This is a genomic window from Rhodococcus sp. NPDC056743 (genome assembly GCF_042790355.1).
Classification (GTDB): Bacteria; Actinomycetota; Actinomycetes; order Mycobacteriales; family Mycobacteriaceae; genus Rhodococcus_F.
Genome location: NZ_JBHTZI010000010.1, coordinates 295,679 through 321,094 on the forward strand (window position 1 = coordinate 295,679; position 25,416 = coordinate 321,094).

Annotated in this window: 22 protein-coding genes; 8 read left to right on the top strand and 14 right to left on the bottom strand. The window is 63.0% G+C overall.

Features of this window, described 5'->3' with window-relative positions; genetic code table 11:
• The first annotated feature begins 31 nt into the window (after positions 1-31).
• The 4 genes from ACFRFQ_RS24000 (at position 32) to ACFRFQ_RS24015 (ending at position 3,407) form a co-directional block, all read left to right on the top strand.
• The gene (locus ACFRFQ_RS24000; protein ID WP_378663172.1) at positions 32-886 is read left to right on the top strand and encodes a PHP domain-containing protein; all 855 of its coding nucleotides are present in this window, start codon (positions 32-34) and stop codon (positions 884-886) included.
• Complete coding sequence (locus ACFRFQ_RS24005) at positions 886-1,497, top strand: MarC family protein (RefSeq protein WP_378663175.1); 612 nt, start codon at positions 886-888, stop codon at positions 1,495-1,497. The genes ACFRFQ_RS24000 and ACFRFQ_RS24005 overlap by 1 nt, the downstream gene beginning before the upstream one ends.
• A 3-nt stretch (positions 1,498-1,500) precedes the next feature.
• Positions 1,501-1,917, top strand: coding sequence for a hypothetical protein (locus ACFRFQ_RS24010; protein ID WP_378663177.1), 417 nt, complete (start codon positions 1,501-1,503; stop codon positions 1,915-1,917).
• A 296-nt stretch (positions 1,918-2,213) separates the two neighbouring features.
• A complete protein-coding gene (locus ACFRFQ_RS24015) occupies positions 2,214-3,407 on the top strand; it encodes an NADP-dependent malic enzyme (RefSeq protein WP_378663179.1) in 1,194 nt (397 codons plus the stop codon).
• A gap of 70 nt (positions 3,408-3,477) precedes the next feature.
• Here ACFRFQ_RS24015 and ACFRFQ_RS24020 read toward each other — a convergent pair whose 3' ends face one another.
• The 4 genes from ACFRFQ_RS24020 to ACFRFQ_RS24035 are packed head-to-tail and all read right to left on the bottom strand — an operon-like array spanning position 3,478 to position 6,935.
• On the bottom strand, positions 3,478-4,167 hold the full coding sequence (locus ACFRFQ_RS24020; protein ID WP_378663181.1) for an ABC transporter permease: 690 nt from the start codon (positions 4,165-4,167) through the stop codon (positions 3,478-3,480).
• Positions 4,164-4,847, bottom strand: coding sequence for an ABC transporter permease (locus ACFRFQ_RS24025; RefSeq protein ID WP_378663183.1), 684 nt, complete (start codon positions 4,845-4,847; stop codon positions 4,164-4,166). Before ACFRFQ_RS24025 ends, ACFRFQ_RS24020 begins: the two co-directional genes overlap by 4 nt.
• A 4-nt stretch (positions 4,848-4,851) precedes the next feature.
• On the bottom strand, positions 4,852-5,997 hold the full coding sequence (locus tag ACFRFQ_RS24030) for an ABC transporter ATP-binding protein (RefSeq protein ID WP_378663185.1): 1,146 nt from the start codon (positions 5,995-5,997) through the stop codon (positions 4,852-4,854).
• Positions 5,998-6,002: 5 nt separating this feature from the next.
• The gene (locus tag ACFRFQ_RS24035) at positions 6,003-6,935 is read right to left on the bottom strand and encodes an ABC transporter substrate-binding protein (protein ID WP_378663187.1); all 933 of its coding nucleotides are present in this window, start codon (positions 6,933-6,935) and stop codon (positions 6,003-6,005) included.
• A 153-nt stretch (positions 6,936-7,088) separates the two neighbouring features.
• Between ACFRFQ_RS24035 and ACFRFQ_RS24040 the strand changes: the two genes are divergently transcribed.
• Positions 7,089-7,994, top strand: a complete 906-nt coding sequence (locus tag ACFRFQ_RS24040; protein WP_378663189.1) for a glycine betaine ABC transporter substrate-binding protein — start codon at positions 7,089-7,091, stop codon at positions 7,992-7,994.
• Here ACFRFQ_RS24040 and ACFRFQ_RS24045 read toward each other — a convergent pair.
• The 3 genes from ACFRFQ_RS24045 to ACFRFQ_RS24055 are packed head-to-tail and all read right to left on the bottom strand — an operon-like array spanning position 7,988 to position 11,312.
• Positions 7,988-8,920, bottom strand: a complete 933-nt coding sequence (locus tag ACFRFQ_RS24045) for an alpha/beta hydrolase (protein WP_378663191.1) — start codon at positions 8,918-8,920, stop codon at positions 7,988-7,990. The genes ACFRFQ_RS24040 and ACFRFQ_RS24045 overlap by 7 nt on opposite strands.
• Positions 8,917-9,741 carry an SDR family NAD(P)-dependent oxidoreductase gene (locus tag ACFRFQ_RS24050; protein ID WP_378663194.1) on the bottom strand — a complete coding sequence of 275 codons (825 nt, stop codon included), beginning with the start codon at positions 9,739-9,741 and terminating at the stop codon, positions 8,917-8,919. The genes ACFRFQ_RS24045 and ACFRFQ_RS24050 overlap by 4 nt, the downstream gene beginning before the upstream one ends.
• Positions 9,738-11,312 (bottom strand): flavin-containing monooxygenase, encoded by a 1,575-nt coding sequence (locus ACFRFQ_RS24055; RefSeq protein WP_378663196.1) that lies wholly within the window; start codon positions 11,310-11,312, stop codon positions 9,738-9,740. The genes ACFRFQ_RS24050 and ACFRFQ_RS24055 overlap by 4 nt, the downstream gene beginning before the upstream one ends.
• A 71-nt stretch (positions 11,313-11,383) precedes the next feature.
• Here ACFRFQ_RS24055 and ACFRFQ_RS24060 point away from each other — a divergent pair, with 71 nt between their 5' ends.
• The gene (locus ACFRFQ_RS24060) at positions 11,384-12,001 is read left to right on the top strand and encodes a TetR/AcrR family transcriptional regulator (protein ID WP_378663199.1); all 618 of its coding nucleotides are present in this window, start codon (positions 11,384-11,386) and stop codon (positions 11,999-12,001) included.
• 74 nt (positions 12,002-12,075) lie between these two features.
• On the opposite strand, the gene ACFRFQ_RS24065 is transcribed toward ACFRFQ_RS24060, so the two are convergent.
• The 5 genes from ACFRFQ_RS24065 to ACFRFQ_RS24085 form a co-directional block, all read right to left on the bottom strand.
• On the bottom strand, positions 12,076-15,813 hold the full coding sequence (locus ACFRFQ_RS24065; protein ID WP_378663202.1) for a multifunctional oxoglutarate decarboxylase/oxoglutarate dehydrogenase thiamine pyrophosphate-binding subunit/dihydrolipoyllysine-residue succinyltransferase subunit: 3,738 nt from the start codon (positions 15,811-15,813) through the stop codon (positions 12,076-12,078).
• Positions 15,814-15,979: 166 nt separating this feature from the next.
• A complete protein-coding gene (locus ACFRFQ_RS24070; protein ID WP_378663207.1) occupies positions 15,980-19,741 on the bottom strand; it encodes an ABC transporter ATP-binding protein in 3,762 nt (1,253 codons plus the stop codon).
• A 41-nt stretch (positions 19,742-19,782) separates the two neighbouring features.
• Positions 19,783-20,556: an ABC transporter permease gene (locus ACFRFQ_RS24075; RefSeq protein WP_378663209.1), complete on the bottom strand. Its 774-nt coding sequence runs from the start codon at positions 20,554-20,556 to the stop codon at positions 19,783-19,785.
• The gene (locus ACFRFQ_RS24080; protein WP_378663212.1) at positions 20,553-21,572 is read right to left on the bottom strand and encodes an ABC transporter ATP-binding protein; all 1,020 of its coding nucleotides are present in this window, start codon (positions 21,570-21,572) and stop codon (positions 20,553-20,555) included. The genes ACFRFQ_RS24075 and ACFRFQ_RS24080 overlap by 4 nt, the downstream gene beginning before the upstream one ends.
• A gap of 54 nt (positions 21,573-21,626) precedes the next feature.
• A complete protein-coding gene (locus ACFRFQ_RS24085; RefSeq protein WP_378663214.1) occupies positions 21,627-22,385 on the bottom strand; it encodes a hypothetical protein in 759 nt (252 codons plus the stop codon).
• Positions 22,386-22,531: 146 nt separating this feature from the next.
• Here ACFRFQ_RS24085 and ACFRFQ_RS24090 point away from each other — a divergent pair, with 146 nt between their 5' ends.
• On the top strand, positions 22,532-22,900 hold the full coding sequence (locus tag ACFRFQ_RS24090; protein ID WP_378663358.1) for a VOC family protein: 369 nt from the start codon (positions 22,532-22,534) through the stop codon (positions 22,898-22,900).
• Positions 22,901-22,913: 13 nt separating this feature from the next.
• On the opposite strand, the gene ACFRFQ_RS24095 is transcribed toward ACFRFQ_RS24090, so the two are convergent.
• Positions 22,914-23,939, bottom strand: a complete 1,026-nt coding sequence (locus ACFRFQ_RS24095; RefSeq protein ID WP_378663217.1) for a glutathione S-transferase family protein — start codon at positions 23,937-23,939, stop codon at positions 22,914-22,916.
• A gap of 25 nt (positions 23,940-23,964) precedes the next feature.
• Positions 23,965-24,666: a GNAT family acetyltransferase gene (locus ACFRFQ_RS24100; RefSeq protein ID WP_378663219.1), complete on the bottom strand. Its 702-nt coding sequence runs from the start codon at positions 24,664-24,666 to the stop codon at positions 23,965-23,967.
• Positions 24,667-24,792: 126 nt separating this feature from the next.
• On the opposite strand from ACFRFQ_RS24100, the gene ACFRFQ_RS24105 reads away from it, so the two are divergent.
• Entirely contained in the window at positions 24,793-25,416 is a 624-nt protein-coding gene (locus tag ACFRFQ_RS24105) for a PadR family transcriptional regulator (protein WP_378663222.1), read from the top strand.

Sequence of the window (25,416 nt, forward strand, 5' to 3'; positions counted from 1 at the left end):
TGGTGTTGCGGATTGCTGACAGACTGGAGAGGTGCGAATAGACCTTCACACCCACTCCAACGCATCCGACGGCACGGACACCCCTGCCGCCTTGGTGCGTGCCGCTGCTCACTCCGGACTCGACGTTGTCGCGCTCACCGATCACGACACCACCGCAGGCTGGGCGGAGGCGGAGCAAGCACTGCCGGCCGGACTCGGACTGGTCCGGGGCATGGAAATGTCGTGTGAAGGCCAAGGTGAGGACGGGTGGCCGGTCGCGGTGCACCTTCTGGCGTACCTGTTCGACCCGGACCACCCCGAGTTCGCGAAGGAACGCGAGCGGCTGCGCGGCGAGCGGGTCGAGAGAATCCGCACGATGGCGACTCTGATGGCCCGCGACGGGCTGCCGATCGATCCGGACGAGATCCTCGCTTCGGCCGGTCCTTCTGTGGGGCGCCCACACATCGCAGCGGCTCTTCTGCGGGCCGGAGTGGTCTCGAGCATCGGTGAGGCCTTCACAGACCTGCTGGCAACCCGAGGACGGTACGACGTCCCGAAATACGACACACCGATCGACTACGCAGTCGAACTGGTCGCAGCAGCCGGGGGAGTGACGGTGCTCGCTCACGGTCGTGCACGCACCCGTGGTCGTGTCCTTGCGCTGGGCCACATTCGCGATCTGGCCGCGTCCGGACTCGGCGGCCTCGAAGTCGACCACCCCGATCACGTAGCCGCAGACCGGACGTTACTTCGCAACCTTGCCGACGACCTCGGCCTTGCCGTCACCGGATCATCGGATTACCACGGAGACAACAAGACGATCGGCCTCGGCGACGAGCTCACCGACCCGAGCGACTTCGACGAGCTGATGTCCGCGGCAACCGGCGTCGAGGTGCTGAAACACTGATGCTGGATACGACGCTCTACCTCACGGTTTTCATCACACTTTTTGTCATCATGGACCCACCCGGAGTCATTCCGGTGTTCCTGTCCCTGGTCGGCCGCAAGGACCGTGCCGACCGTAACCGCGCGGCGTGGCAAGCCCCGGCAGTGTCGTTGGCCGTTATTTCCGTCTTCGCGGTCGGCGGGCAGGCAATCCTCAACTACCTGCACATCGGCATCCCCGCATTGCAAGGCGCCGGCGGTTTACTTCTCCTGCTGATCGCCCTCGAACTACTCACCGGCAAGACGTCCAATCGCCCTCAGGGCGCCGACGACGTCAACGTGGCCCTCGTGCCGCTGGGAACGCCCATGATGGCGGGCCCGGGCGCGATCGCCGCGGTCATCGTCTTTGTCGCCCAGGCCGACGGCGACGCGTCGTCGTACTTCGCGATTGCCTTGGCAATCATCTCGATTCACCTCGTACTGTTCATAGTGCTGCGATTCTCGACCGTTCTTATCCGTGTGCTCGGTGTCGGCGGAATTTCGCTGCTGGCCCGCATCGCAGGTTTGCTGCTTGCTGCCATCGCCGTTCAACTCATCGCGGAGTCCGTCCGCGGATTCATCACGGGAGCGTAGATCGTGACTTACGACAACAGCGGCTACGAAAACAGCGGCTACGACAACAACAGTTATGACGCGTACGACTCGTACCAGGACGACGATGCGTACGACTACGACGACCGGTACGACGATTACTACGACGCTCCAGTTGCCAAGCAGTGGGCATTGATTCGTGGTCTGCGCGCCCTCAGCGGAACCGTCGCTGCCGGAATTGTTGTGCTGACCGTCGTGGTGGTCGCGTCGGCCTATCTGGGCGGCAACCGAGGTTTCCCCGGACCGGGCACCACATCGATCACCGCGCATATCGTGGCGTCGGTGGTGGCGCTGGCCGCGCAGATCTTCTGCGACCGTCGGCGGGGCATAGCCGCCGTTGCCGCATCGGTGGTTGTGCTCGCGACCGCGGGCGTGCTGCTGGTGACGCAGTGGTGGGGGTAGAAGTCAAGGATTTGATTGTCGTCGCGATTTGGTGGCAAACTGGAGTTGCTTCGTAGGCGGCGCCACAGCCCGGCCACGAACAATTTGCATGGATCTGCCAGGGCTCACCCGCCCAACACCATGACGCTTCGGATGTATTGCGGCCAACTTCTCGCGCACGCCGAATGCTCTTCTTCTCTGTTGTTGTTCACGGAAGAAAAGACTCTGACCTTTGCTAACGTTCTTCTTCGGCGGTCAGATCACTACTTCCCAGTAACCCAGCCCCGAGTGCGGCTGGTCATATCAGGAGTGTCATTGTGTCCCTTGTGACTGAAGCCATCAACGTATCCAAGGTCGAGCTGACCGACGAAGAAATCTTTGCCGCTCACGTCGGTGGCAAACTGTCGGTCGAGACCACCGCGCCGCTCGATACGCAGCGCGCCCTGTCGATCGCGTACACGCCGGGTGTGGCTCAGGTGAGCCGCGCTATCGCTGCGGACGAGACTCTTGCCGACCGTTACACGTGGACCAACCGACTTGTTGTCGTTGTCAGTGACGGCACAGCGGTTCTCGGTCTGGGCGATATCGGACCCCGCGCGTCGCTGCCCGTCATGGAGGGCAAGTCCGCACTGTTCAAGAACTTCGCCGGACTCAATTCCATCCCGCTGGTGCTCGACACCACCGATCCCGACGAGATCGTCGAGACCTTGATCCGCCTGCGTCCGAGCTTCGGCGCGGTCAACCTCGAGGACATCTCGGCGCCGCGTTGCTTCGAGATCGAAAAGCGTGTCATCGAGGCACTGGACTGCCCGGTCATGCACGACGATCAGCACGGCACCGCGATCGTGGTTCTCGCTGCACTCAAGGGCGCTGTGAAGGTGCAGAGCCGCGACATCACCACGCTCAAGGTCGTCATCTCCGGCGCCGGCGCTGCGGGTGTCGCGTGCGCGAACATCCTGCTCGCCGCTGGTATCAGTGACGTCATCGTGCTGGACTCGAAGGGCATCATTTCCAGCGAGCGCGGCGATCTCAACGACATCAAGGCCGAGTTGGCGGCGCGCACCAACCCGCGCAGCATTCACGGTGGTGCTGTCGAGGCGCTGGCCGGGGCGGACGTCTTCCTCGGTGTCTCGGCCGGCAAGATCCCCGAGGAGCTCATCGCGTCGATGGCTCCGGAGTCGATCGTGTTTGCGCTCTCGAACCCGGACCCGGAGATTCACCCCGATACCGCGTCGAAGTACGCGGCGATCGTGGCTACGGGTCGTAGTGATTTTCCGAACCAGATCAACAATGTGCTTGCCTTCCCCGGTGTGTTCAAGGGTGCGCTCGACGCCGGTGCCCGTCGGATCACCGAAGGTATGAAGCTCGCTGCTGCCGAGGCAATCCTGTCGGTGGTCGGCGACGAGTTGGCCGCGGACAAGATCGTCCCCAGTCCACTCGACCCTCGCGTGGCGACCGCTGTTGCGGAAGCCGTCGCGGCCGCAGCGCATGCTGAGGGCGTGACCAGCTAAGAGGGACTCCTCGAAAGCCCCGATCGACACCCGCACACAAGGTTTCGGTCGGGGCTTTTGCATGGGGCAGCTACAAGCGTGCGAGGTTCGGTGTGCGTCGCAGTCTGCCGGTTCCCGGGACAGACGCCCAGACCACCAGTGCCAGTAGACCGTCCACGACAAGGGCGACCACCGCGACCAAGATTGCGCCGACAACAACGCGGTCGTACTTGTACAGCGCGATCCCGTCGAAGATGTACCGTCCGATGCCGCCCAGGTTGACGTAGGCGGCGACGGTCGCAGTCGCGATGACTTGCAGTGTGGCGTTTCGGAGTCCACCCAGAACGAGCGGAAGCGCATTGGGTACCTCGACGCGCAGCAGCACCTGGGTCTCGGTCATCCCCATTGCCCGCGCCGCGTCGACGACGTCACGATCGACACTGGCGATGCCGGCATACGTTCCCGCCAGTAACGGCGGGATACCGAGGATCACCAACGCGAGAATCGGGGGCATCACTCCCAGCCCCATCAGCAGGACGAGGAACGTCAGCAAACCGAGCGTGGGTAGCGAGCGCAGTGCGTTGACCAGACTGACGACCACGATCTGCCCGCGGCGCAGATGCCCGATGATCAGCCCGATCGGGACCGCGATGACCGCGGCCAGCGCGACTGCCAGCAGGCTGTACCAGAGGTGTTGCAGGATTCGGGTGCCAATTCCGGTGTCGCCGCCCCAGTTGTCGGGATTGGTGATGTACTCCCACGCGCCGGTGAAGATACTCATACCGGTTCACCTTCGGCCACGACGATCGCGGGCACCTTCGACGCGGACGGCGTTCTCGTCCACGGGGTCAGGAATCTACCCAGGAGGTACAGGATCAAGTCGAGGGCCAGCGCCAGGACCACGATGGCGATGATGCCGGCCACGATTTGATCGGGGTAGTTGCGGTCGTAGCCCTGTTTGAACAGAACTCCCAGACCCCCGATTCCGATCAGCGAACCCACGGACACCAGCGAAATATTGGTCACCGCAATCACTCTGACATTGGCGATCAGAACCGGAAGTGCCAGGGGCAGTTCGACGGTCAACGCCCGGCGCAGTGCGGTGAACCCGATGGCAGTGGAGGCGTCGATGACGTTGGCGGGCACCGAGTCCAACGCTTCGGGAACCGCTCGGATGAGCAGTGCGGTGGAGTACACACTGAGAGCGATGATGACATTGAGCGGATCGAGTGTCTTGAGTCCGAAGACCTGCGGGATGGTGACGAACAGCGCCAATGACGGAATCGTGAACGCAATGCTGGCCAGTGTCAACGTGATTCGGCGCAGCCATCGAATGTTCCGAATTGCCGTGCCGACGGGAAGGGCGATGACCAGACCCACCGCCAACGGCACCAGCGCGAGATACAGGTGTGTCCGCGTGTAGTCCAGAACCGTCGAGAAATTGTCGATCAGCCAGCGCACGTCGTTACACCCCGAATCCCTCGGTGAAGGCAAGTCGATTGCGCTCCTGGTCCTCGCGTCGGCGTTGCTCCGCCAATTTGGCCACGACCTCGGAGCCCAGAATGCCACCGATCACGGCGCCGTCGGCGCCGATGGCAACCCCGATTCCCGACGGCGACGAGATAGCCGCGTCGAGCGCCTGCCGGAGGTCACCGCCCGGACCGAAGAGGGAGCCGCCGGCCGACGTCGACTGTGCCAGAGTGTGTCCCGCTCGAATTCCCTCGACCCCGGCGACGTCGATCCAGCCTTGCGGTGCACCGGACTCGGTGACCACGAGTACCCATTCACCCAGTTCGAGTCGCAGGGATGTCAGTTCCAGTTCGGTGGCCGTGCGGATGGGGTGCATCGGCACCTCGTCTGCGCTGCGGAAGGACAGTCCTCGATATCCGCGATCACGGCCGACAAACCCGGCCACGAAATCCGTAGCCGGCGCTGCCAATACGTCGCGCGGCGCGGCCACCTGCTGCAGACGGCCACCCGGACCGAACACGGCGATGTGATCGCCCAGTTTGACGGCCTCGTCGATGTCGTGGGTAACAAAGACGATGGTCTTCTTCAATTCGCTTTGCAGTCGCAGCATTTCGGTTTGCAGGTCCTCGCGAACCACCGGATCGACGGCGCTGAAGGGTTCGTCCATCAACAGAATCGGCGGATCGGCCGCCAACGCGCGCGCCACGCCCACTCGCTGTTGCTGACCGCCGGACAACTGCGCGGGGTAACGCGTGGCCAACGACGGATCGAGACCCACGCGTTCGAGAACTCCCAAGGCGGCTTTACGTGCGGCGCGGCGGGATTCGCCCCGCAGCACCGGAACCGTGGCGACGTTGTCGACGACGGTCCGGTGCGGCAACAGCCCGGCATTCTGGATGACGTACCCGATGCCGAGGCGCAATGTCACCGCGTCGGTCTGGGAGATGTCACGACCGTCGACCCGGATTGTGCCGGACGTCGGTGTGATCATGCGGTTGATCATCCGCATCGAAGTGGTTTTGCCACACCCGGACGGACCGACAAACACTGTGAACGACTCGGCCTCGATGGTGAGATCGAGTCGATCGACAGCGGTGGTGCCGTCCGGGTACTGCTTGGTAACGCCCTCGAACGTGATCACGTGAGTTACGAGACCGGCTTGTCGAGGCCCTGCGCCGAGATCCACGCCTTGGCTGCTGCGGCCGGTTCTGTCTTGGCATCACCCGAAACGGCGACGTTGAGTTCGAGCAGTTCTTCGGTGGTCAGTTTTGCCGAGACCGCGTCGAGAACAGCGGCGAGCTTGTCGGACGATGCCGAGGCGCGTAGTACGGGTACGACGTTCTGGGCCGGGAAATTGTTCTTCGGGTCTTCGAGAACAACAAAGTTGTTGGCCGGAATCGACGCCGACGTCGTGAAAATGTTTGCGGCGGTGATGTCACCGGACGCCAGAGCCTTGACCGTAGCGGGGCCGCCGCCGTCCGCAATCGGGACGAAATTGGACGCCGAGATGTCGAGTCCGTAGTTAGCCTTCAACCCGGGCAGGCCAACCGGACGCTCCTGGAATTCGGCAGGCGCGCCGAATTTGACCTCGGCGGAATGCGGCGCCAGGTCGGCGATGGTCTTCAGGTTCCACTTGTCCGCGGTTTCCTTGGTGACGACAACGGCATCTTTGTCCTCCGCCGACGCGGGAGTGGTGATGGCCAGTTCGCTACCCAACGCGGCCGGCAGAGCGGCCAGGACGTCTTCGGAGCTTGTCGCGGTGGCAGCGGGGTCGAGATACTGCAGAAGATTGCCCGTGTAATCGGGAATGAGGGTGATCGAGCCGTCCTTCAGCGCCGGAATGTAGGCCTCACGGCTACCGATGTTGAACGACGTGGACACGTCGAAACCGTTGACACGGAGTGCTTCGGCGTAGATGTTGGCAATGATCTCCGACTCGGTGAAGTTTGCCGAACCCACCACGACGGTGTTGGGGTCCGAACTGCTGTCACTGCTACCGCACGCAGTGAGCGCGGCGAGTGAGAGGACTGTCGCCGCTGCTACGAGCAGACGGCTGGAACGAAATCGTGAGGTGCGCATGTGCGTCCTTCCGTGTTTCGGGCGTCGACAACCATTCCCGTCACCTGAGTGACACTCGAGCAGGACTGGTTACCGCGCATCGCCAGGCAAGTGTAACGATAGGTACCGACAAGGCACGGTATTCGATCAGTGAGAACGGAATGTGAGGGTTCGGTGGCAACTGCACGCGCAAGGTATTCGACAGTTGTTGCAGCAGTGCTGGTCCTGCCCGTTCTGGCCGGATGCACCAACAGTGATTCCGTGATAGGTAGCGACACCTCTGGCACAGCGGAACAGGTGGTCGTGGCGTCGGGGGAGTCGGTAGAGGGTTCGGTTCTGGCCGAAGTGTATGCAACCGTGCTGGCGTCGTCAGGCGTGCCCAGTCGCGTCGAGGAGCTCATCGGCGGACGGACGGACGCACTTGCTGCGCTCGACGCCGCGCGTGTGACGTTGGTGCCCGAGTTCACCGGTTCCCTACTTACCTACTACGAACCGGCGAATCCCGCCCGTACCGCCGACGACGTCTTCGAAGCGCTGAGTCGTTCTCTGCCCGAGGGTCTTTCGGTTGCGGACTACGCAACGGCAGAAGATCGGTCCGTCGTGGCGTTGGGACGCGATTCCGCGCAGGCGCGTACCCTCGAGGCGTTTGCACCCCGGTGCGCCGAGACTGTTGCCGTCGTATCACCACGATTCGTAGAAGACGGTGCGCTGGAACAGTTGGCGGCAGGCGCCGACTGCACGTTTGCGCGCGTCGAACAATCAGCAGTAGACATCTCGGATACTGCCGCGACGCAGCCCAGTGCAGTTGCAACTGCGACGGCCTTCGGAACTACGACGCTCTCGCCCCTGGCTCAATCCACCGCCGTTACAGTGCTGGCCGATCCCGATCACATCCTGGCCGCGCAGAACGTCGTTCCCCTGTTTCGGACCGGCGCGCTCAGTGATCCCGCTGTGAAAGCGCTCAGTGTTGTTGCGGGTGAACTGTCCACGACGGACCTGGCCGAAATGATCGACCAGGTCCGACGCGGGCAGGCAACACCGTCAGAGGTTGCGCGATCCTGGTGGGACACACGTCAATGACGGACCACATCGGCTGAATTGTCCGCGGCGCGGGCATCGTGCGATGTCAGGAATTGTCCCAGATCGGCCACGGCGTCGGCAGCTTCGGAGACAAGCGACGCCTGGGCGTGCGCGACATGCCACAACCGTGCGTATTCGATCAGCGACACGTCGACGCCGGCCGCGGTGAGTTTGTCCGCGAATTCCACGACCTGAGGGTAGAGGACTTCATCCGATCCGATGTGAATCCTTGTGGGCGGCAGAGTTTCGAGATTTCCGTGTATGGGGGCGTAGCCGGGATCTGTGCGATTGCCGTGTCCGAGGTAGGCGTCGGCGGCGTCGAACGACCAGCCGGTGTTGACGACCAGATCGGCTTTCTTCCCCGCACTGCGATCACCGGGGTCCACCCAGGGGGAGATCAGTGCCAGGGCCCCGGGTTGTACGCCGTGACGTTCGATGAGGCGAAGTGCCGTTGCGACCGCCAAACCGCCGCCGGCACTGTCGCCGGCAATCGCAACCTGCTCGGGTCTGTAGCCGAATTCGGTGATCAGTTGCATATAGGCTGCTGCGGCGTCGTCGAGCGCTGTGGGATAGGGGTTTTCCGGAGCGAGTCGGTAGTCCAATGTGAAGACAGCTCGGGAAGATTCGCGTGCCAGATGTGCGGCCAGGCTGCGGTGTGTGTTCAGCGACCCCAGTGTGTAGGCACCGCCGTGCAAGTACAGCACTGCCGTCGGGCGTTCGGTGGCTCCCACCGTGATTCGCTCGGCGGGTCGGCAGGCGAGTTCCAGCGGGCGCACTACGGCGCCCGCTGGAATCTGCTGCAAGGGGGCTCCTGCCTCGAGCAGCAAACGTTGAACCCGATACGGCAGCCGTGAGTTGAAGGCCAGACGGAAGTACGGCTTCAACAGAAAGGCGACCACGGGTAGTGGAAGGGTGAACGTGCTCACTTGGGCATCACACGGCCGGCGATGGTGGCCACGACGCGTTGGTACCCCGAACCGACAAGGCGAACCCACGCGTCGAGCGCGATGGCGTCCATTCCGATCAGGACGCGCGGCTTGCCTTTGCGAACCCCGTTCACGATGGTCTTGGCCGCATCCTCCGGAGTGGTGCGAGCCAACTTGCGATCGAAGAACTCGGAGAACGAGGCGAGGTCCTCACCCGGTCCGGCAGTGGCATTGCGCGCGATGGCCGTCTTGATGCCGCCAGGGTGCACGCACGTCACCTTCACCGGGTTCTTGGCGATCAGCATTTCCTGACGCAGCGACTCGGTGAAGCCGCGAACGGCGAACTTCGCCGAGTTGTATGCACTCTGACCGGGCATCGACAGTAACCCGAACAGGCTCGAGATGTTGATGATGTGACCGTCACCGGATGCGATGACGTGCGGCAGGAATGCCTTGGTGCCGTTGACAACACCCCAGAAATCGACATCCATGACACGTTCGAAGTCTTTGAATTCGGACTTCTCGAAACTGCCGTGGTACGCGATACCCGCATTGTTGTAGATCTGGTTGATCTTGCCGAAGTGAGCGGCCACCGCGTCGGCGTACTCGAGAACCGCTTCCCGCTGTGTGACGTCGAGGTGGTCCGATTTCACCTGGGCACCAAGAGCTTCCGCGAGGCGGGTGGTCTCGGCGAGACCGACTGTGTCGACGTCGGAGATCGCCAACTTCGCGCCCTGTCCGGCGAGGTTCAGTGCGAGCGCGCGGCCGATACCTGATCCCGCTCCGGTGATGACAACGACCTTGCCTGCAAAATCACTCATTGTGCTACTGCCTTCTCATCGTCGAGGTCGATCTGTGAAGTGGTCGCGGTGCCGACGGCGCCGAGATCCGACGTGGCGACGCTGCGGTACGCCGCGAGGTCGAAATGCTTGGTGGCATTGCGGAACTGGAAGGTGAAGCCCGGCCACAGGGTGGTGTTGTTGCCGTGCTTGTCCATGTACCAGCTGGCGCAGCCGCCGTTGTTCCAGACGCTCTTGGACATCGCTGACTGCAGGTCCTTGTTGTACTTCTCCTGCTTGTCGCTGCGCACCTCGATGGTGCCGATGTCGTACTTGTCGATGGTGGCGATCGCGTCGACCAGATAGTTGAGCTGAGATTCGATCATGAACACCATGGACGAGTGGCCGAGGCCGGTGTTGGGGCCGACGAGAAAGAACATATTGGGGAAGTTGGCAACTGCCGCACCCTTGTAGCCCTGCATGCCGGTCTCGTCGAAGACCTCGGCGAGCGAGCGTCCGTCCTTGCCGAAAATGCCTGCGAAGGTGGGGGAGTCGGTGACATGGAATCCGGTGGCGACAACTATCGCGTCGATCTCACGCGTGGTCCCGGTCTTCGACACGACGGCGGTGGCAGTGACTTCCTCGATACCTTCGGTCACCAGATCGACGTTGTCCTGAGCGAGGGTGGGGAAGTAGTTGTTGGAGATCAGCATGCGCTTGCAGCCGATCTGGAAGTTGGGTGTGACCTTCTTGCGAAGAGCCTTGTCCTTGATCTGAGCCTTGAGGTGCCGCTCGGCGGCAAACTGCAGGGGCTTCATGAAGATCGGTGCCTTGGCGAGGCCGACAACCTGGGTCTCACGCATCCAGTAGATACCGGTGCGGCACAGCTTCTGGAAGCCGGGGAGGTACTTGAACGCGAGGTGCTCGATTTTGGTGTATTCGCGATCTGCGCGGGGCAGGATCCACGGCGCGGTGCGCTGGTACACGTCCAGTTGTGACACCTTCTTGCCGATGGCGGGGACGATCTGAATGGCCGACGCTCCGGTGCCGATGACGGCGACGCGCTTGCCGGTCAGATCGGCGTCGTGGTTCCAGCGCGAGGAGTGGAAGATCTCGCCCTTGAAACCGTCGATGCCCTTGATGTCGGGGAGCGCGGGTTCGCACAGGGCGCCCACTGCCGACACGACGATCTTGGCAACGAACTCGCCCTTGGTGGTGGAGACCTTCCAATGAGCGCGGCTGTTGTCCCAGTGGGCGGAGAGGACGTCGCAGCCGAAGATGTGCTTGTCCAGTACCTTGTGGCGGTTTGCCACCGACTGGATGTACTTGTAGATCTCGGGCTGGGTGGAGAAGGAGCGCGTCCACTCGGGGTTGAGTGCAAACGAGTACGAGTACAAATGCGACGGCACGTCGCACGCGGCGCCGGGGTAGCTGTTGTCACGCCAGGTTCCGCCGACGTCGTTGCCTCGCTCGACAACTACGTAGTCGGTGATCCCGGCCTGCGCCAGTTTGATTGCAGCGCCGAGACCGGCAAAACCGCTGCCGATGATCAGCGTGTTCACGTAGCGCGTATCCGCGGCAGATGCTGAAGTATCTGTAACTGGGAGACTCATGTATGGAACGATATGCCGTTGTTGACGAACGGTCAATAGCTTATTGACGAATATTCAGTAGTCTGTCGATTATGGACGGAGCCAAGCGCACGCGACTGAGCCCGGACGAACGCCGTGCTCAACTGATCGACCTCGGCGCTCGCATGCTCGCCGAACGGCCACTCGAACAGATCTCGGTCGAAGACATTGCCGATCAAGCCGGTGTCTCCCGGGGCTTGCTGTTCCACTACTTCGCGTCGAAAAGCGAGTTTCACCTGGCGATCGTGCGGCACACCAGCCAACAGATGCTCGCCCGAACCGAACCCGACGACACCGACGATCCGATCGCGACATTACGGTCGGTTCTTGTATCGTACGTCGATTACGTCACCGATAACCGCACGACATATGTCTCGTTGCTGCGTGGAACCGCCAGTGGGGACCCCCAAATGCGAGAGGTGTTCGAACAGACCCGCGACATCATGGCGGCACGAACTCTGGATCAACTGCCCACAATCGGATTGCCGAGAACACCGCAGGTGGAGTTGGCCGTCCGTGGCTGGATCGCGTTTGTCGAGGAAGCGACCATCAGCTGGCTTCGAGCCCCGGCCATCACGCGCGAAGAACTCATCGAACTCACGGTCCACGCTCTGCCTGCCCTCGCATCGGCTGCCGCCGGGCTGACCGTCCTGCCGGGACTACTGCGATAACACCAGCGAACAGAGAAAAGGCCGGGCCTCACACTCCGTACGGAATGTGAGGCCCGGCCTCTACTTCAAGAGACTCAGTTGGTCGGCAGGAATGCCTCGTCGAGGATTTCCTGCTGTTCGACGGCGTGAACCTTGCTCGAACCCGAGGAAGGAGCAGACATCGAACGACGCGAAATGCGACGGATACCGCTCAACGTGTCCGGCAGGAGCTCCGGCAGAGCCAGGCCGAGGAACGGCCATGCGCCCTGGTTGGCCGGCTCTTCCTGGACCCAGCGGTACTCGGTTGCATTCGGGTACCGATCCAAGGTTTCCTGCAGGCGACGCTTCGGCACCGGGTACAGCTGCTCGACGCGCACGATGGCGACGTCGTTGCGGTTGTCCTTGTGCTTCTTGGCCAGCAGTTCCCAGTACAGCTTGCCGCTGACCAGCAGAACTCGCTTGACCTGATCGCGCGACTCTTCGCCGCTCTCGATGTTCGGCTCTTCGAAGACCGACCGGAACTTGCCGGTGGTGAAGTCTTCGATGTTGCTGACTGCAGCCTTGTTACGCAGCATCGACTTGGGCGTGAACACCACCAGCGGGCGGCGGATGCCGTCGAGGTGATGGCGACGCAGCAAGTGGAAGTAGCTTGCCGGCGTGGACGGAACGGCAACCGTCATCGAACCCTCGGCGCACAGCTGGAGGAAACGCTCGATCCGGCCGGACGTGTGGTCCGGGCCCTGGCCTTCGTGGCCGTGCGGCAGAAGCAGCACGACGTCGGAGAGCTGACCCCACTTGGCTTCACCCGAGCTGATGAACTCGTCGATGATGGTCTGCGCGCCGTTGACGAAGTCACCGAACTGCGCTTCCCAGAGCACGAGAGCGTCCGGGTTGCCCACCGAGTAGCCGTACTCGAAGCCCAGACCCGCGTACTCGGTGAGTGCGGAGTCGTAGACCATGAACTTGCCACCGTTGCCGGCATTGGCAGCGATCTCGGCGATCGGGCTGTACTCGTTGCCGGTCTTACGGTCGATGAGCACGGAGTGACGCTGCGTGAACGTTCCACGCTTGGAGTCCTGACCCGCAAGGCGAATCAGTGCGCCCTGCTCGGCCAGCGAACCGAATGCGAGCAACTCGGCGAATGCCCAGTCGACGTGACCCTCGCGGGCCATTTCGCGTCGCTTCTCCGCGACCGGCTTGACACGCGGGTGAGTGGTGAAGCCCTCCGGGACGTTGACAAACGCGTCGCCGATGCGCTCGAGAACATCGGGAGCAACAGCCGTCGTGAGGCGAGCCGGGGGAGTCTGGTCGAGTTCGACGGACTCCGACGGTTCGGGCTGGAACTTCTCGAGCTCACGGACTTCGTTGAAGACCCGTTCGAGCTGGCCCTGGTAGTCGCGAAGTGCGTCTTCGGCTTCCTTGAGCGAGATGTCACCGCGACCGATGAGGGACTCGGTGTAGCTCTTACGAACGCTGCGCTTGGTGTCGATGACGTCGTACATCGCCGGCTGGGTCATCGACGGGTCGTCGCCCTCGTTGTGACCGCGACGGCGGTAGCAGATGAGGTCGATGACAACGTCCTTGCCGAACTTCTCACGGAAGTCGACAGCGAGCTGAGCAACCCAGACACAGGCCTCGGGGTCGTCGCCGTTGACGTGGAAGACCGGTGCGGCGATCATCTTCGCGACGTCCGTGCAGTACTCGGACGAACGTGAATGTTCCGGTGCGGTGGTGAAACCGACCTGGTTGTTCACGACGATGTGGACGGTACCGCCGGTGCGGTATCCACGCAGCAGCGACAGGTTCAGCGTTTCCGCGACAACACCCTGACCGGCAAATGCCGCGTCACCGTGAAGCATGAGCGGGAGAACGGTGAAGCCCTCTTCGCCCTTGTCGAGGATGTCCTGCTTGGCGCGAACGAGGCCTTCGAGGACCGGGTCGACGGCTTCGAGGTGCGACGGGTTGGCTGTCAGGGACACGGCGATGTCGTTGTCACCGAACATCTGGATGTAGGTGCCCGAAGCACCGAGGTGGTACTTCACGTCGCCGGAGCCGTGAGCGGCTGCCGGGTTCATGTTGCCCTCGAACTCGGTGAAGATCTTCGAGTACGGCTTACCGACGATATTCGCCAGAACATTGAGGCGACCGCGGTGCGGCATGCCGATGACAACCTCGTCGAGCTGATGCTCAGCGGCCTGGTCGATGACGGCGTCCATCATCGGGATGACGGTCTCGGCGCCCTCGAGCGAGAAGCGCTTCTGGCCGACGTACTTGGTCTGCAGGAAGGTCTCGAAAGCCTCGGCAGCGTTGAGCTTGCTCAGGATGTACTTCTGCTGAGCAACCGTCGGCTTGGCGTGGTGGCCTTCGACGCGATCCTGGATCCACTGACGCTGATCCGTCTCGAGGATGTGGGTGTACTCGACACCGACGTGGCGGCAGTACGCGTCGCGCAGCACGCTGAGCACGTCGCGCAGCTTCATCTTCTCTTTGCCGTGGAAGCCGCCGACCTTGAACTCGCGGTCCAGGTCCCACAGCGTCAAGCCGTGGCTGATGACGTCGAGGTCGGGGTGGCTGTGGAACTTGTCCTTGACGAACTGCAACGGGTCCGTATCAGCCATGAGGTGGCCGCGGTCGCGGTAGGCAGCGATCAGTTCGAGAACACGGGTGTTCTTGTCGACAGCGCCTTCCGGCACGTCCTTGCGCCAGCGAACCGGCTCGTACGGGTTGCCGAGCGCGTGGAAGATCTCGTCGTAGAACTCGTCGCTGATCAGCAGGTTGTGGATCGTGCGCAGGAAATCGCCCGATTCGGCACCCTGGATGATGCGGTGGTCGTACGTCGACGTGAGCGTCATCAGCTTGCCGACGCCCATCTCGGCCAGCTTCTCGTCGCTGGCGCCCTGGAACTCTGCGGGGTACTCCATCGCGCCGGCGCCGATGATGGCGCCCTGGCCCTTCATCAGGCGGGGAACGGAGTGAACCGTGCCGATGCCGCCCGGGTTGGTCAGCGAGATGGTGACGCCGGTGAAGTCTTCGCCGGTGAGCTTGCCTTCACGAGCACGGCGGACGATGTCCTCGTACGCAGCGTGGAACTGGACGAAGTTCATCGCCTCGGTGTTCCGGATGGCGGCGACGACCAGTGAGCGGTTGCCGTCCTTACCGGGAAGGTCGATCGCCAGTCCGAGATTGGTGTGCTCGGGTGTGACCGCGTGCGGCTTGCCGTTGATTTCGGCGAAGTGCCGGTTCATGTTGGGGAACGCGTTGACGGCCTGGATGATGGCGTAACCCAGCAGGTGGGTGAACGAGATCTTGCCGCCGCGGGTGCGCGCGAGGTGGTTGTTGATGACGATGCGGTTGTCGAACATCAGCTTCGCGGGGATGGCGCGGACGCTGGTTGCGGTCGGGATCTCGAGGGAGGCCGACATGTTCTTGACGACTGCGGCTGCCGCGCCGCGGAGAACCTTCGTCTCTTCTGCGCCGCCGGCCGGAGCCGGCTTCGAGGGAGCGGCCTTTGCGGCCGGAGCCGGCTTTGCCGCAGGCGCTGCTACCGGCTTGGCTGCGGGCGCAGCGGGTGCTGCTGCCTTCGGGGGAGCCGGGGGTGCGGGCGGAGCGGCTTTTGGAGCAGCAGGCGGAGTGCGCACAGCGGCGGGGGCGGTTGCGTTGCCGTTGGTGGCAGTTCCATTTCCACCCCCCGTGTTCGCCGACTCCGGCGAGTAATCGGTCAAGAATTCGTGCCAACTGGGATCCACGGACGACGGGTCGTCCTGGAAGCGTTGGTACATCTCGTCAACCAGCCACTGGTTCTGTCCGAATTGGGATGTAGAACTGCTGCTCACGGCAGGTGTTCGCCTCGTTTCTATTTCGGTACCCGATCAGAGCGCCTATATACATGAGATTAGCCCGAGCGTGTGACGAGCAATTGTGCGGCACACAATTTGTGATCTGTCTCACGGCAGCGCGTAATCTTTCGATTTCGCGACACCACTCGGCGGTGTAAATCTGTCACTTCTGCCATGCGAGGGGGTTACCTTCGATGACAGTTCTCGCTGACAGATTATTCCCTTCGCGCGCCTGAGATGCATCCCAGAGTCTCGAGTAGTGACCATTGGCATACCGCAGGAGCGCGTGCGGGCCGCATTCAACGATACGTCCCCGGTCAACTACGACAATCAGGTCGGCACGTGCGGCCGTCGCGAGGCGGTGTGCAACGACGATCGAGGTCCTTTTCCGGGTGACCGACCGGCTTGCTTCAAGGACCATTTTCTCGGTCGCGGGATCGAGCGTCGCGGTCGCTTCGTCGAGCAGTAGGAGGTCGGGGTCGACCAACTCGGCGCGGGCCAGTGCGATGAGTTGTCGTTGTCCCGCGGACAGTCCTTGTCCTCGTTCTCCGACCGGGTGATTCATGCCGCCGCGCATGTCAGCTATCGCATGTAGCGCGCCGACCGACCGTGCCGCTCGCTCGATGTCGAGGTTCGACGCTTCGGGCCGCCCGAAGGCGATGTTCTCCGCGACGGTGCCGGTGAACAGGTGCGCTTCCTGCGGTACGACGCCCAGTCGGTGGCGGTACTGGGTGAGGTGGAAATCGCGAATGTCGGTACCGTCGACCTGCACTGATCCGCTGCTGGGATCGTAGAACCTGGCCAGAAGTTTGACCACTGTCGACTTCCCGGCGCCGGTCCGGCCGACCAGTGCCACGGTTGTCCCGGCCGGGATGTGCAGGTCGACATCGGTGAGGGCGTCGACGTCGGCGCCGGAGTACCGAAAGCCGACGTTGCGCAGGTGAACGTCGCCGTCCAGATGCCCGTCGAGCGCAATCAGGTCGGCGGAATCTGCTGTTTCGATGGAACTGGGCGTCCGCAGAAGATCTCCGATGCGCCCCAGCCCCACATTTGCCTGTTGGTAACCGTCGAAGACCTGGGAGAGCTGCTGAATCGGTCCGAACAGCAAGCCGAGGTACAGAACGAAGGCGATCAGAACACCCGCGGATGTCGAACCGTCGGACACCTGACGGGCGCCGACGAACACCACACCCGCCAGCGCGAGATCGGAGAGAAACGCGATGAACGGGAAATACAGCGAAATCGCCCGCTGTGAACGCATGCGTGACCGGCGGTAGCTTTCGGCGCGCTCGGCAAATCGGCGTGCTGCGCCCTCTTCCCGCCGGTATGCCTGAGCGGCCCGCAACCCGGTGATGTTCTCCTGGAAATCCGCGTTGACCACGGAGATCCGCTCGCGGGACTGGCTGTACGCCACTGCGGAGAACTTCCGGAAGATCAGGGTCGAGATGATGAGCGGTGGGATGACGGCAAGCGCCACCAACGCCAGTGTCACATCGGTGAGAAGGAGGGCGATCGCGATGCCGCCGATCGTCAGGACACTCACGATTGCCGTCGACATTCCGGTCTGGATGAACGACGAGAGTGCGTCGACGTCGGTGGTCATCCGGGTCATGATCCGCCCGGACAGTTCACGTTCGTAGTAGTCGAGACCAAGTCTCTGCAGGTGGGCGTAGCTGCGGATACGCAGACCGAACAGCACGCGCTCACCCGCTCGGGCGGTGAGGACCGTCATCACGGCGACTATCGCCCAGCCCGCCGCCACCAGTAGTGCGCCCAGTATCGCCGCGACGGTGAGCGTCCCGGAGTTATTGTCGACAACTCCGTGGTCGATGGCGTACCGGACCAGTGACGGGAAGGCAATGGTCGCAGCGGAATCAAGTGCCAGGCACACCACGACCGCCACCAGAATCCACCGAACCGGGCGAAGTATCCGCAGAAGTGAGAACCGAGGATCGGATTCGCGAAGGCGCGCGGTGTCGGTTGCCGGAGCCTCACGTAGCGGGGGCAATGCGTCAACCGCGGCCTGCAGCGACGGTGTGACGGCCAGCCCGCCGCCGGCACTCGCCGAATCGGACGGCGAGACTGCCGGCCACAGTTGCTCGGCAGTGGGTTCGGAGTAATCGGTCGACGCGGTGTCTGTAAATCCAGTGCCTGCAAACGCTGGGTCGATGTCTGCCGGCTCTTCGCTCGAGGTGGAGAACAGTGCCCGAAACAGTGGGCACCGAGATTCCAATTCGTCGACCGTGCCGGAGTCGATGATCCGCCCCTCGTCGAGGACGGCTACACGATCGGCCAAGGTCAGGGTTGACCGGCGGTGAGCCAGGATGAGTGTTGTCTGCTTACGTCTGGCTCGGAAAGCGTCGAAGATCGCGGCTTCGGTGGCAGCGTCGACGGCGGAGGTGGCGTCGTCGAGGATGAGGACGCGGGGGTTCACGAGGAGGGCGCGCGCGAGCGCAATCCGCTGACGTTGCCCGCCCGAGAGCGTCAAACCCCGTTCACCGACAACGGTGTCGTAACCGTCCGGAAGTGCCTCGATGAATTCGTCCGCGTGGGCCATCGCGGCCGCTGCGCGGATGTCGTCGTCGGATGCGTCGCTGCGGCCCAGGGCGATATTGACGGCGATGGTGTCGGAGAACAAGAAAGGTTCGTCGAAGGCGAGGCCGATCGCGGCGCGCAGTTGTTCGCCGCGAAGTTCACCGATCGGCACCGAGGCCCCGTCACCGTCGAGGCTGATGGTCCCGGACTCGGGCGCGTAGAAGCGAGGGAGCAGCAGCGACAGTGCTGTTTTTCCCGAACCAGCCGGCCCGACGACGGCAACGGTTTCGCCTGGTTCGATGTGCAGGTCGAGACCCGACAGGACACGGCGGTCGGAATCGAAACCGAACGTGACGTTCTCGAACGTGACCCCGAGGGGACCCTCGGGGAGATCGAGCGGGTGCTCGGGCTCGGCGATGTCCGGTCCCGCGCCGATGACGTCGTAGACCCGTTCGACGGCGGCGCGGGCGAGTTGCGCCATCACCACGACGGACGACAGTGTGCGCGTGACCACGGTCATGGTCACGATGTAGGTCGCGAACGCGAGGAAGGTGCCGATGGTGATCCGGTCGTGTAGTGCAAGGTAGCCACCGACGGCGATCACGGCGACCTGTCCCAGTTGAGGCAGTGCTGCCATCGTCGGCGTGAAGACGGAGTTGATTCGCGCGACACGCATCCGTTCGCCGTAGAGCGTCCGGCTGTGTTTCTCGAGTTGATCGATTGCTCGCTCTTCTTGCCCGAACCCCTTCACGACTCGAACTCCGGTGACGGTTTCCTCGACGTGCTGGGCGAGGTCGGCGGCGCGTTGCTGCGCCGACCAGGTGGCGGCGTACAGGGTCGGTCGCATCAGGAAGACCACAAGCCCGACAGCGGGGATGATCGCCAGCGCTATCACGGTGAGCAGAGGCGAGAGCCACGTCATGATGCCGATGGCCAGCACGAATTGCAGGAGCGCGCCGGCGGACATCGGGACCATCGCGAGCAGGCCCTGCACGAGTTGCAGATCGGAGATCGACCGCGAGACGACTTGCCCGGTGCGGATGTCGTCCTGTCCACGACCGTCGAGGCGTTGCAGCGATCCGAGCAGTGCGAGCCGCAAGTCGTGCTGGACGTCGAGTGAGAGTCGACCGGCCAGCATTCGCCGGCCGTACTGGCAGGCGAAGCGCACGATCGCCAGGCCGGCGATTGCGAGTGCGGTGAGTGTGATGACGGTGCCGGCGTTCTGCTCACCGGCCGCATCGAGGGCGTAGCGGGTGAGCAGTGGGAAGGAAATGTCGATGGTTGCGGCGACCACCGTCACGGTGAGCGCGCCGATCGCCAGCCGGCGGTGCAGCCAGCAGGCCTGGACCAGTCGGCGTATCCAACCCGGGTTGTCAGCGATCGTGTTCATCGCGATCCACGGTAGACCCGGGTGCAGACATCGCCGATCACTCAGGTGATGTCGCGCATCCTGGTGCGCAGCCAGCCGGCCCCGACCAGCGCGACGACCCAGGCGGCCAGGATCATCGCTGCACTCGGCCAGGAGCTCAACCAGTCGACGTCGATGGAGGGCGCAGCATTGACGAGTACGCCGAGTGTCGCCGATACCGGAAGCGCCCTGCCGATACCGTCGGCGCCGACGGCAAACGCCAGCGCTCGCAGGATCCATTCACCGAAAACGAACCAGCCGATCACGGACAGCGCGCCGATCATGTGCGAGCCGGCGAGCAGCGTGACACCGGCACCGATCAGTGCCCACAGAGCGCAGGTGACGATTCCGACTCCGCACATCGCGAACAGATCCGTCGTGAAGCTGAAGTCGCGGGTGAACAGAAGCATCGCGCCGACGGCAACGACCTGCACGGCGAGGGCGTATCCGACAGCAAACGCGGCAACAACACCCAGTTTGGCGGCGATCACCGCGTCGCGTCCGCGAGTGGTGAGGAACGTCGTGGTGATCGTGGAGTACGTGAATTCGTTTCCCGCCGCGTTTGCACCGAAGAGCGCCACAAAGACGAGAGCGACGGCGGTGGGTCCGCCGACCGCGACGGCAGTGGACACGAGGTTCACGTCGACAACGGCGTCGGCGCGCTCGGCAAGTGCCTCGACTACCGGACGGGTGAATGACGCGGTCACGAGCGCGACAACGACCGGTGCCACGGCGAGCGCCCACCAGTACCGCAGGGACAGGATCTTCTTGATTTCTGCTTGTGCGAGCGTTGTCACCGCTGGCCCCCTGACGGTCCGTAAGCGGTGGGACCGTAATAGCCCGACGGAGGACTGTAGTAGCCGGACGGTGGGCTGTACCGAGGAGGCGCGGCGCCGTAGTGCGGTGTGGTCATGGCGACGAACAGTTGCTCGAGGTCTGCGTGATCAGCTACGACGCTGAAGATCGTGACGCCGGAGGCTGAGGCAACCGGGGCAAGTGCGGCGGTGTCCGTGCCGCTGACAGCGAGTCGACCGTCCGGTGTGATCGTGGCCGCGGTGATTTCGCGGGCGGCCAGTGCCGTCGCGAAGAGTGCAGGATTGGAACACGAGACGAGCAGTCGACTCCGATGGGAGGCACGGAGCGACTCCACACTGCCGTCGTAAACCAGGGAACCGGCACTCAGAATCACCATGTTGTCCACCATGGGCTCTACCTCGTGCAGTGCGTGGCTCGAGATCAGGACTGTCCGTCCGGACGCGGCAAACGTCGTCAAGAACTGCGTCAACCAGGCCTTGCCTTCCGGGTCGAGTCCGTGGGTGGGTTCGTCGAGGACCAGGATTTCCGGGTCTCCGAGGAGCGCTGTGGCGAGGGCGAGTCGTTGCTGCATTCCCCGTGAGTAGAGTCCGATTCTGCGGTCGGCCGCCGAGCTGAGTCCGACTGTTCCGAGAACCTGTGTCGTGCGCTGTGCGGGCATGCCGATCGCGGCCGCGTAGATATCGAGGTGAGCGCGTGCCGTCCGCGCTGGATGGAGGCTGCGGGTATCGAGTACGGCGCCGACAGTCCGGGCGGGCGACGCCAATTTCGAGATGGGCAGACCGTGGATCGTCGAGGATCCTTCACTGGGTGACACCAGACCCAGCAGCATGCGCAGCGTGACGGTTTTTCCGGAGCCGGCGGGGCCGAGCAAGCCGGTGATCGAGCCGGCCTGGACATCGAAGCTCACGTCGTTGACCGCCCGTACCGCTTTGAACGTCTTGGTCAAACCGCGAATTTCGATGGGCGCGGAGACCCGCCCCGGTGCACTACTGGTCAAAGATGCTCCCGCGTCGACAGTCGATGTGTTGTGTCGAGCCTACGTTCTGGTCTGTTATCCGCGGAGTGCCCGCGTGGTGGCGGCGGGATCGGGTGCGTAGTCGTCCTCGGGCAGGATGATGAGGTGATCGGTCCAGCGCAGGGGCGCCGGCCCGAAAGCGTCGCGGGAGTTCTTGACGACGCCCTTGCCGATGACACGGTTGCCGGCGCCACCGATGACCGCACCGATTCCGGCGGGGATCAACTTGCCGAGTATGAGTGCGCTGCGTTTTGCGGCGTATTTCATCACGAACTTGCGGACCAGTGTGCTGTTCATTCCGCGCATCGTGGAACTCGGGATTTTGCTGGTGATCGCGGTGCCCCAGTTCTTGGCGGTGACTCCGGTGACCTTCTGGACGATTTCCATGCCGGATTCGCCGAGAGCGACAGCGAGGACCAGGGCGCGTCGTTGTTGGTGGTTGTCGATGGAGATTCCGTGGACCGACGCGACTGCCAGAGTGAGCAGCGCCGAGGCTTCGAGGAAGAATGCGGACTCCGCGCCGACGGCGGCGATCGATGCGACGGTTCCGACGCCGGGGATAGCGGCCGTGGCGCCGACCGCGCTGCCACTTCCTGTTACGGCCAGGAGAAACATCTTCTCCAGTCGATCGATGATTTGTGCAGGAGACTCGTCTGGATGCGAGCGCCTGACGTGGTCTACGTACTTGGCGACGGCCGGTGCCTGGAGGCGGCTGCCGTTGTCGAGTACCGAGATGAGGATTTTCTCGACCTGCCCGGCGTTGCTGCTGCTCGCGTTGTCGATCGACTTGGCCATCGTTCTGCCCCTCCGCACGTGTCCACTCGGCAATCGGTGAACCTCGCTGTCGAGGATAGGTGAAGTTTTACTGCGGAGCAGGCGGCGCGGGCCATAGGCTTGTGGTGTGTAGCGCTACGCGGAAGGGGACTGCTGTGGGAACCGTAGTGTGGCCGACGCTGGTATATGCCGATGCCCGGGCGGCTGTCGATTTTCTCGTGAAGGCCTTCGGTTTTGTGGAGAAGGCGCTCTACGCCGACGGGGATGCCGTTGCGCATGCTCAGCTCGATTGGCCTGGTGGTGGCGGGATCATGTTGGGTTCGCCCCGTGCCGATTCGTCGATTGCCGGTCTCCCGCCGGGGGTGGGCTCTGTGTATGTCGTCGTCGACGACGCCGACGCACTTCATGATCGGGCTGTTGCCGCCGGTGCCGTGATCACGCAGGGGCTTCGCGACGAAGACTACGGTTCGCGGGGTTTCACGTGTCGTGATCCTGAAGGTGTGTTCTGGAGTTTCGGTACCTACGGCGGGGAGTAATTCCTACAGTTGGTTACCGCGTTGCCCAATGTTCTTGCGGCACCACTTCGCTGGGGATCGGGGGATGGGGCGGTGTGCCGTCTCCGAACGGCCGGCCGCCCAGTTGTTCGCGGCCGTGCGGTTCGAGCCAGTGCGTCAATTCCGGGCCCTTGGGCACGATCTGGCTGGGATTGACGTCGGAATGCACTATGTAATAGTGCTGCTTTATCTGGGTGAAATCGATGGTGTCGCCGAACCCCGGGGTCTGGAAGAGGTCGCGGGCGTAGTCCCACAGCACGGACATCTCACTGAGTTTGCTTCTGTTGCACTTGAAATGGCCGTGGTAGACGGGGTCGAATCGGGCCAGCGTCGTGAACAGTCGAACGTCCGCTTCGGTGATGGTGTCGCCGAACAGGAAACGTTGCTGTGCAAGACGTTCCGTCAGCCAGTCCAGTCGCGCGAACAGTTGGTCGTAAGCCTTGTCGTAGGCTTCCTGGGATCCGGCAAAGCCGCAGCGATAAACACCGTTGTTGACGTCGCGGAATACCTGTTCTGCAACATCGTCGATTTCGGCGCGGAGGGCCTCGGGGTAGAGGTCGGGTGCCCCTTCGCGGTGGTACTTCTTCCACTCGGTGGACAGATCCAGTGTGATCTGTGGGAAGTTGTTGGTGACGACCTTGCCCGTTGAAATCTCCACCATTGCCGGCACCGTGATGCCGCGCGGGTAATTCGGGTCGCGGGCAAAGTATGCGTCCTGCAAGCGGGGGATCTTCAGAACCGGATCGACGCCGCCGGGATCGAGATCGAAAGTCCAACTGCGTTTGTCGTGGACCGGGCCGCAGATTCCCATCGACAGAACATCTTCCAGTCCGAGGAGTCGACGGACGATGATTGCGCGATTCGCCCATGGACAGGCTCGCGCGACGATCAACCGGTAGCGATTCGGTTCGACGGGAAATCCGTCGCGCCCGTCTTCGGTGATGCGTGTGGCGATGTAGTTGGTGTCGCGAGTGAATTCGCGGCCCTCTTCTACGAATGTTGCAGGGTTGTCCGCGTTCATGGAGATTCCTCTCGATCGCGTGTCCCTACACACTACGTGGTTGTACCGCCGCCGTGGAGTGTATTCCGAGGACGGTGAAGTCGAGTGCGCGTGCGATCGCCGCGCCGCCGAGGTGTCCGCTCGGGATCCGGAGTTGCGGTATCAGACCGGCGTCGAGAGCGTCTTCGGCGGCGAGAAAGACTGTTCCGCAAGCCAACCCGCGCAGCCTGTGTGCGGGTTCGGTGAGCGCGGTGAGATCGGCGACAAATCCTTGGAACTCGCGATAAGCCGCACAGGCGAGGGGTTGGTGATCGTCCCCGAGCGCAGTGAACCAATGGTCGCGGGCGCTCAGATCGGCGACTGTGGCGTCGTCGGGTGGGCAGGATCGAGCCACACTCAGGGCATCGGATCGCTCACGACTGATCAGAAGTTGTTCCGCGGGTGTGTGATCCGTGTAGTCGGCCAGGAATGCGAGTTGGGTATGCGAGGTGAGCCTGCCGCCGTGATCCTTGGTGAGTTCGAGAAGTCGTGTTGGTTCCAGCAGCGAGGTGGCGTCCTCGTTCGCGGTGCGTTCCGTGAACCAACGAGGTCCGACGACGGCAGCGGCTTCGGCAAGTTGCAGCACATGAATCAGTTCCGCGCCTTCCTCGGTGACGCGGGCAGTGTGCGTTGAACGTAGGGCGGAATCTCCGAGTCCGAGGTGACGGGCCCACGCGAGTCGAATGATGTCCAGGTGATGGTCGTCCACTCGCTACAGGCTAGTCCGGCTCGGCCGGGTTGATCGAGACGGCCTCGAGTCGTATATTCCATGTGGACTATTTCGCGTGGAATAGTCAAGAAATAGTCAATTACGGCTTGTCAGGAAGGGGACCTCATGGGTGACATATCGCTGACGCCCCTGGGCATCACCGTTCTGGGCCTGCTGTCCGAGCGTTCGATGCACCCGTACGAGATGTATCAACTTGCCTCGGTTCGACGGGGCGATCAGCTGGTGAAGATCAAGCCGGGATCGCTTTATCACACGGTGTCCCGGCTGGAGAAGCAGGAACTTCTTGCTTCGATCGGGACCGATCGCGAGGGCAACCGGCCTGAGCGCACGACGTACGAGATCACTGACCGAGGCCGTAGTGCCCTCGAGCATCAACTGCGCGAGATGTTGGCGGTTCCGGTGCGGGAGTACCCGCGGTTGCCGCTCGCGCTCGCCGAGATGCACAACCTCTCTGCATCGACCGCGTGCCAGATGCTTCGAATTCGTCTTGCGCATCTCGACAAGACGATTGCGAAATTCGAGGCCGACTACGAAGCGATGAAGGCCGCGGAAAAACCAAGAATCTTCACGGTGGGCGCGGACTATGCCCACGCACTGACCGTTGCCGAAAGAGAGTGGATCGGCGCATTGGTGACAGACATCGAGAGCGGCGAAATGCCCTGGCTCTCACAAGAACTTCTCGACCGGCTGGCCGGCTCCGCAGGCTCGTCCGCACAATCTAAGGACTGA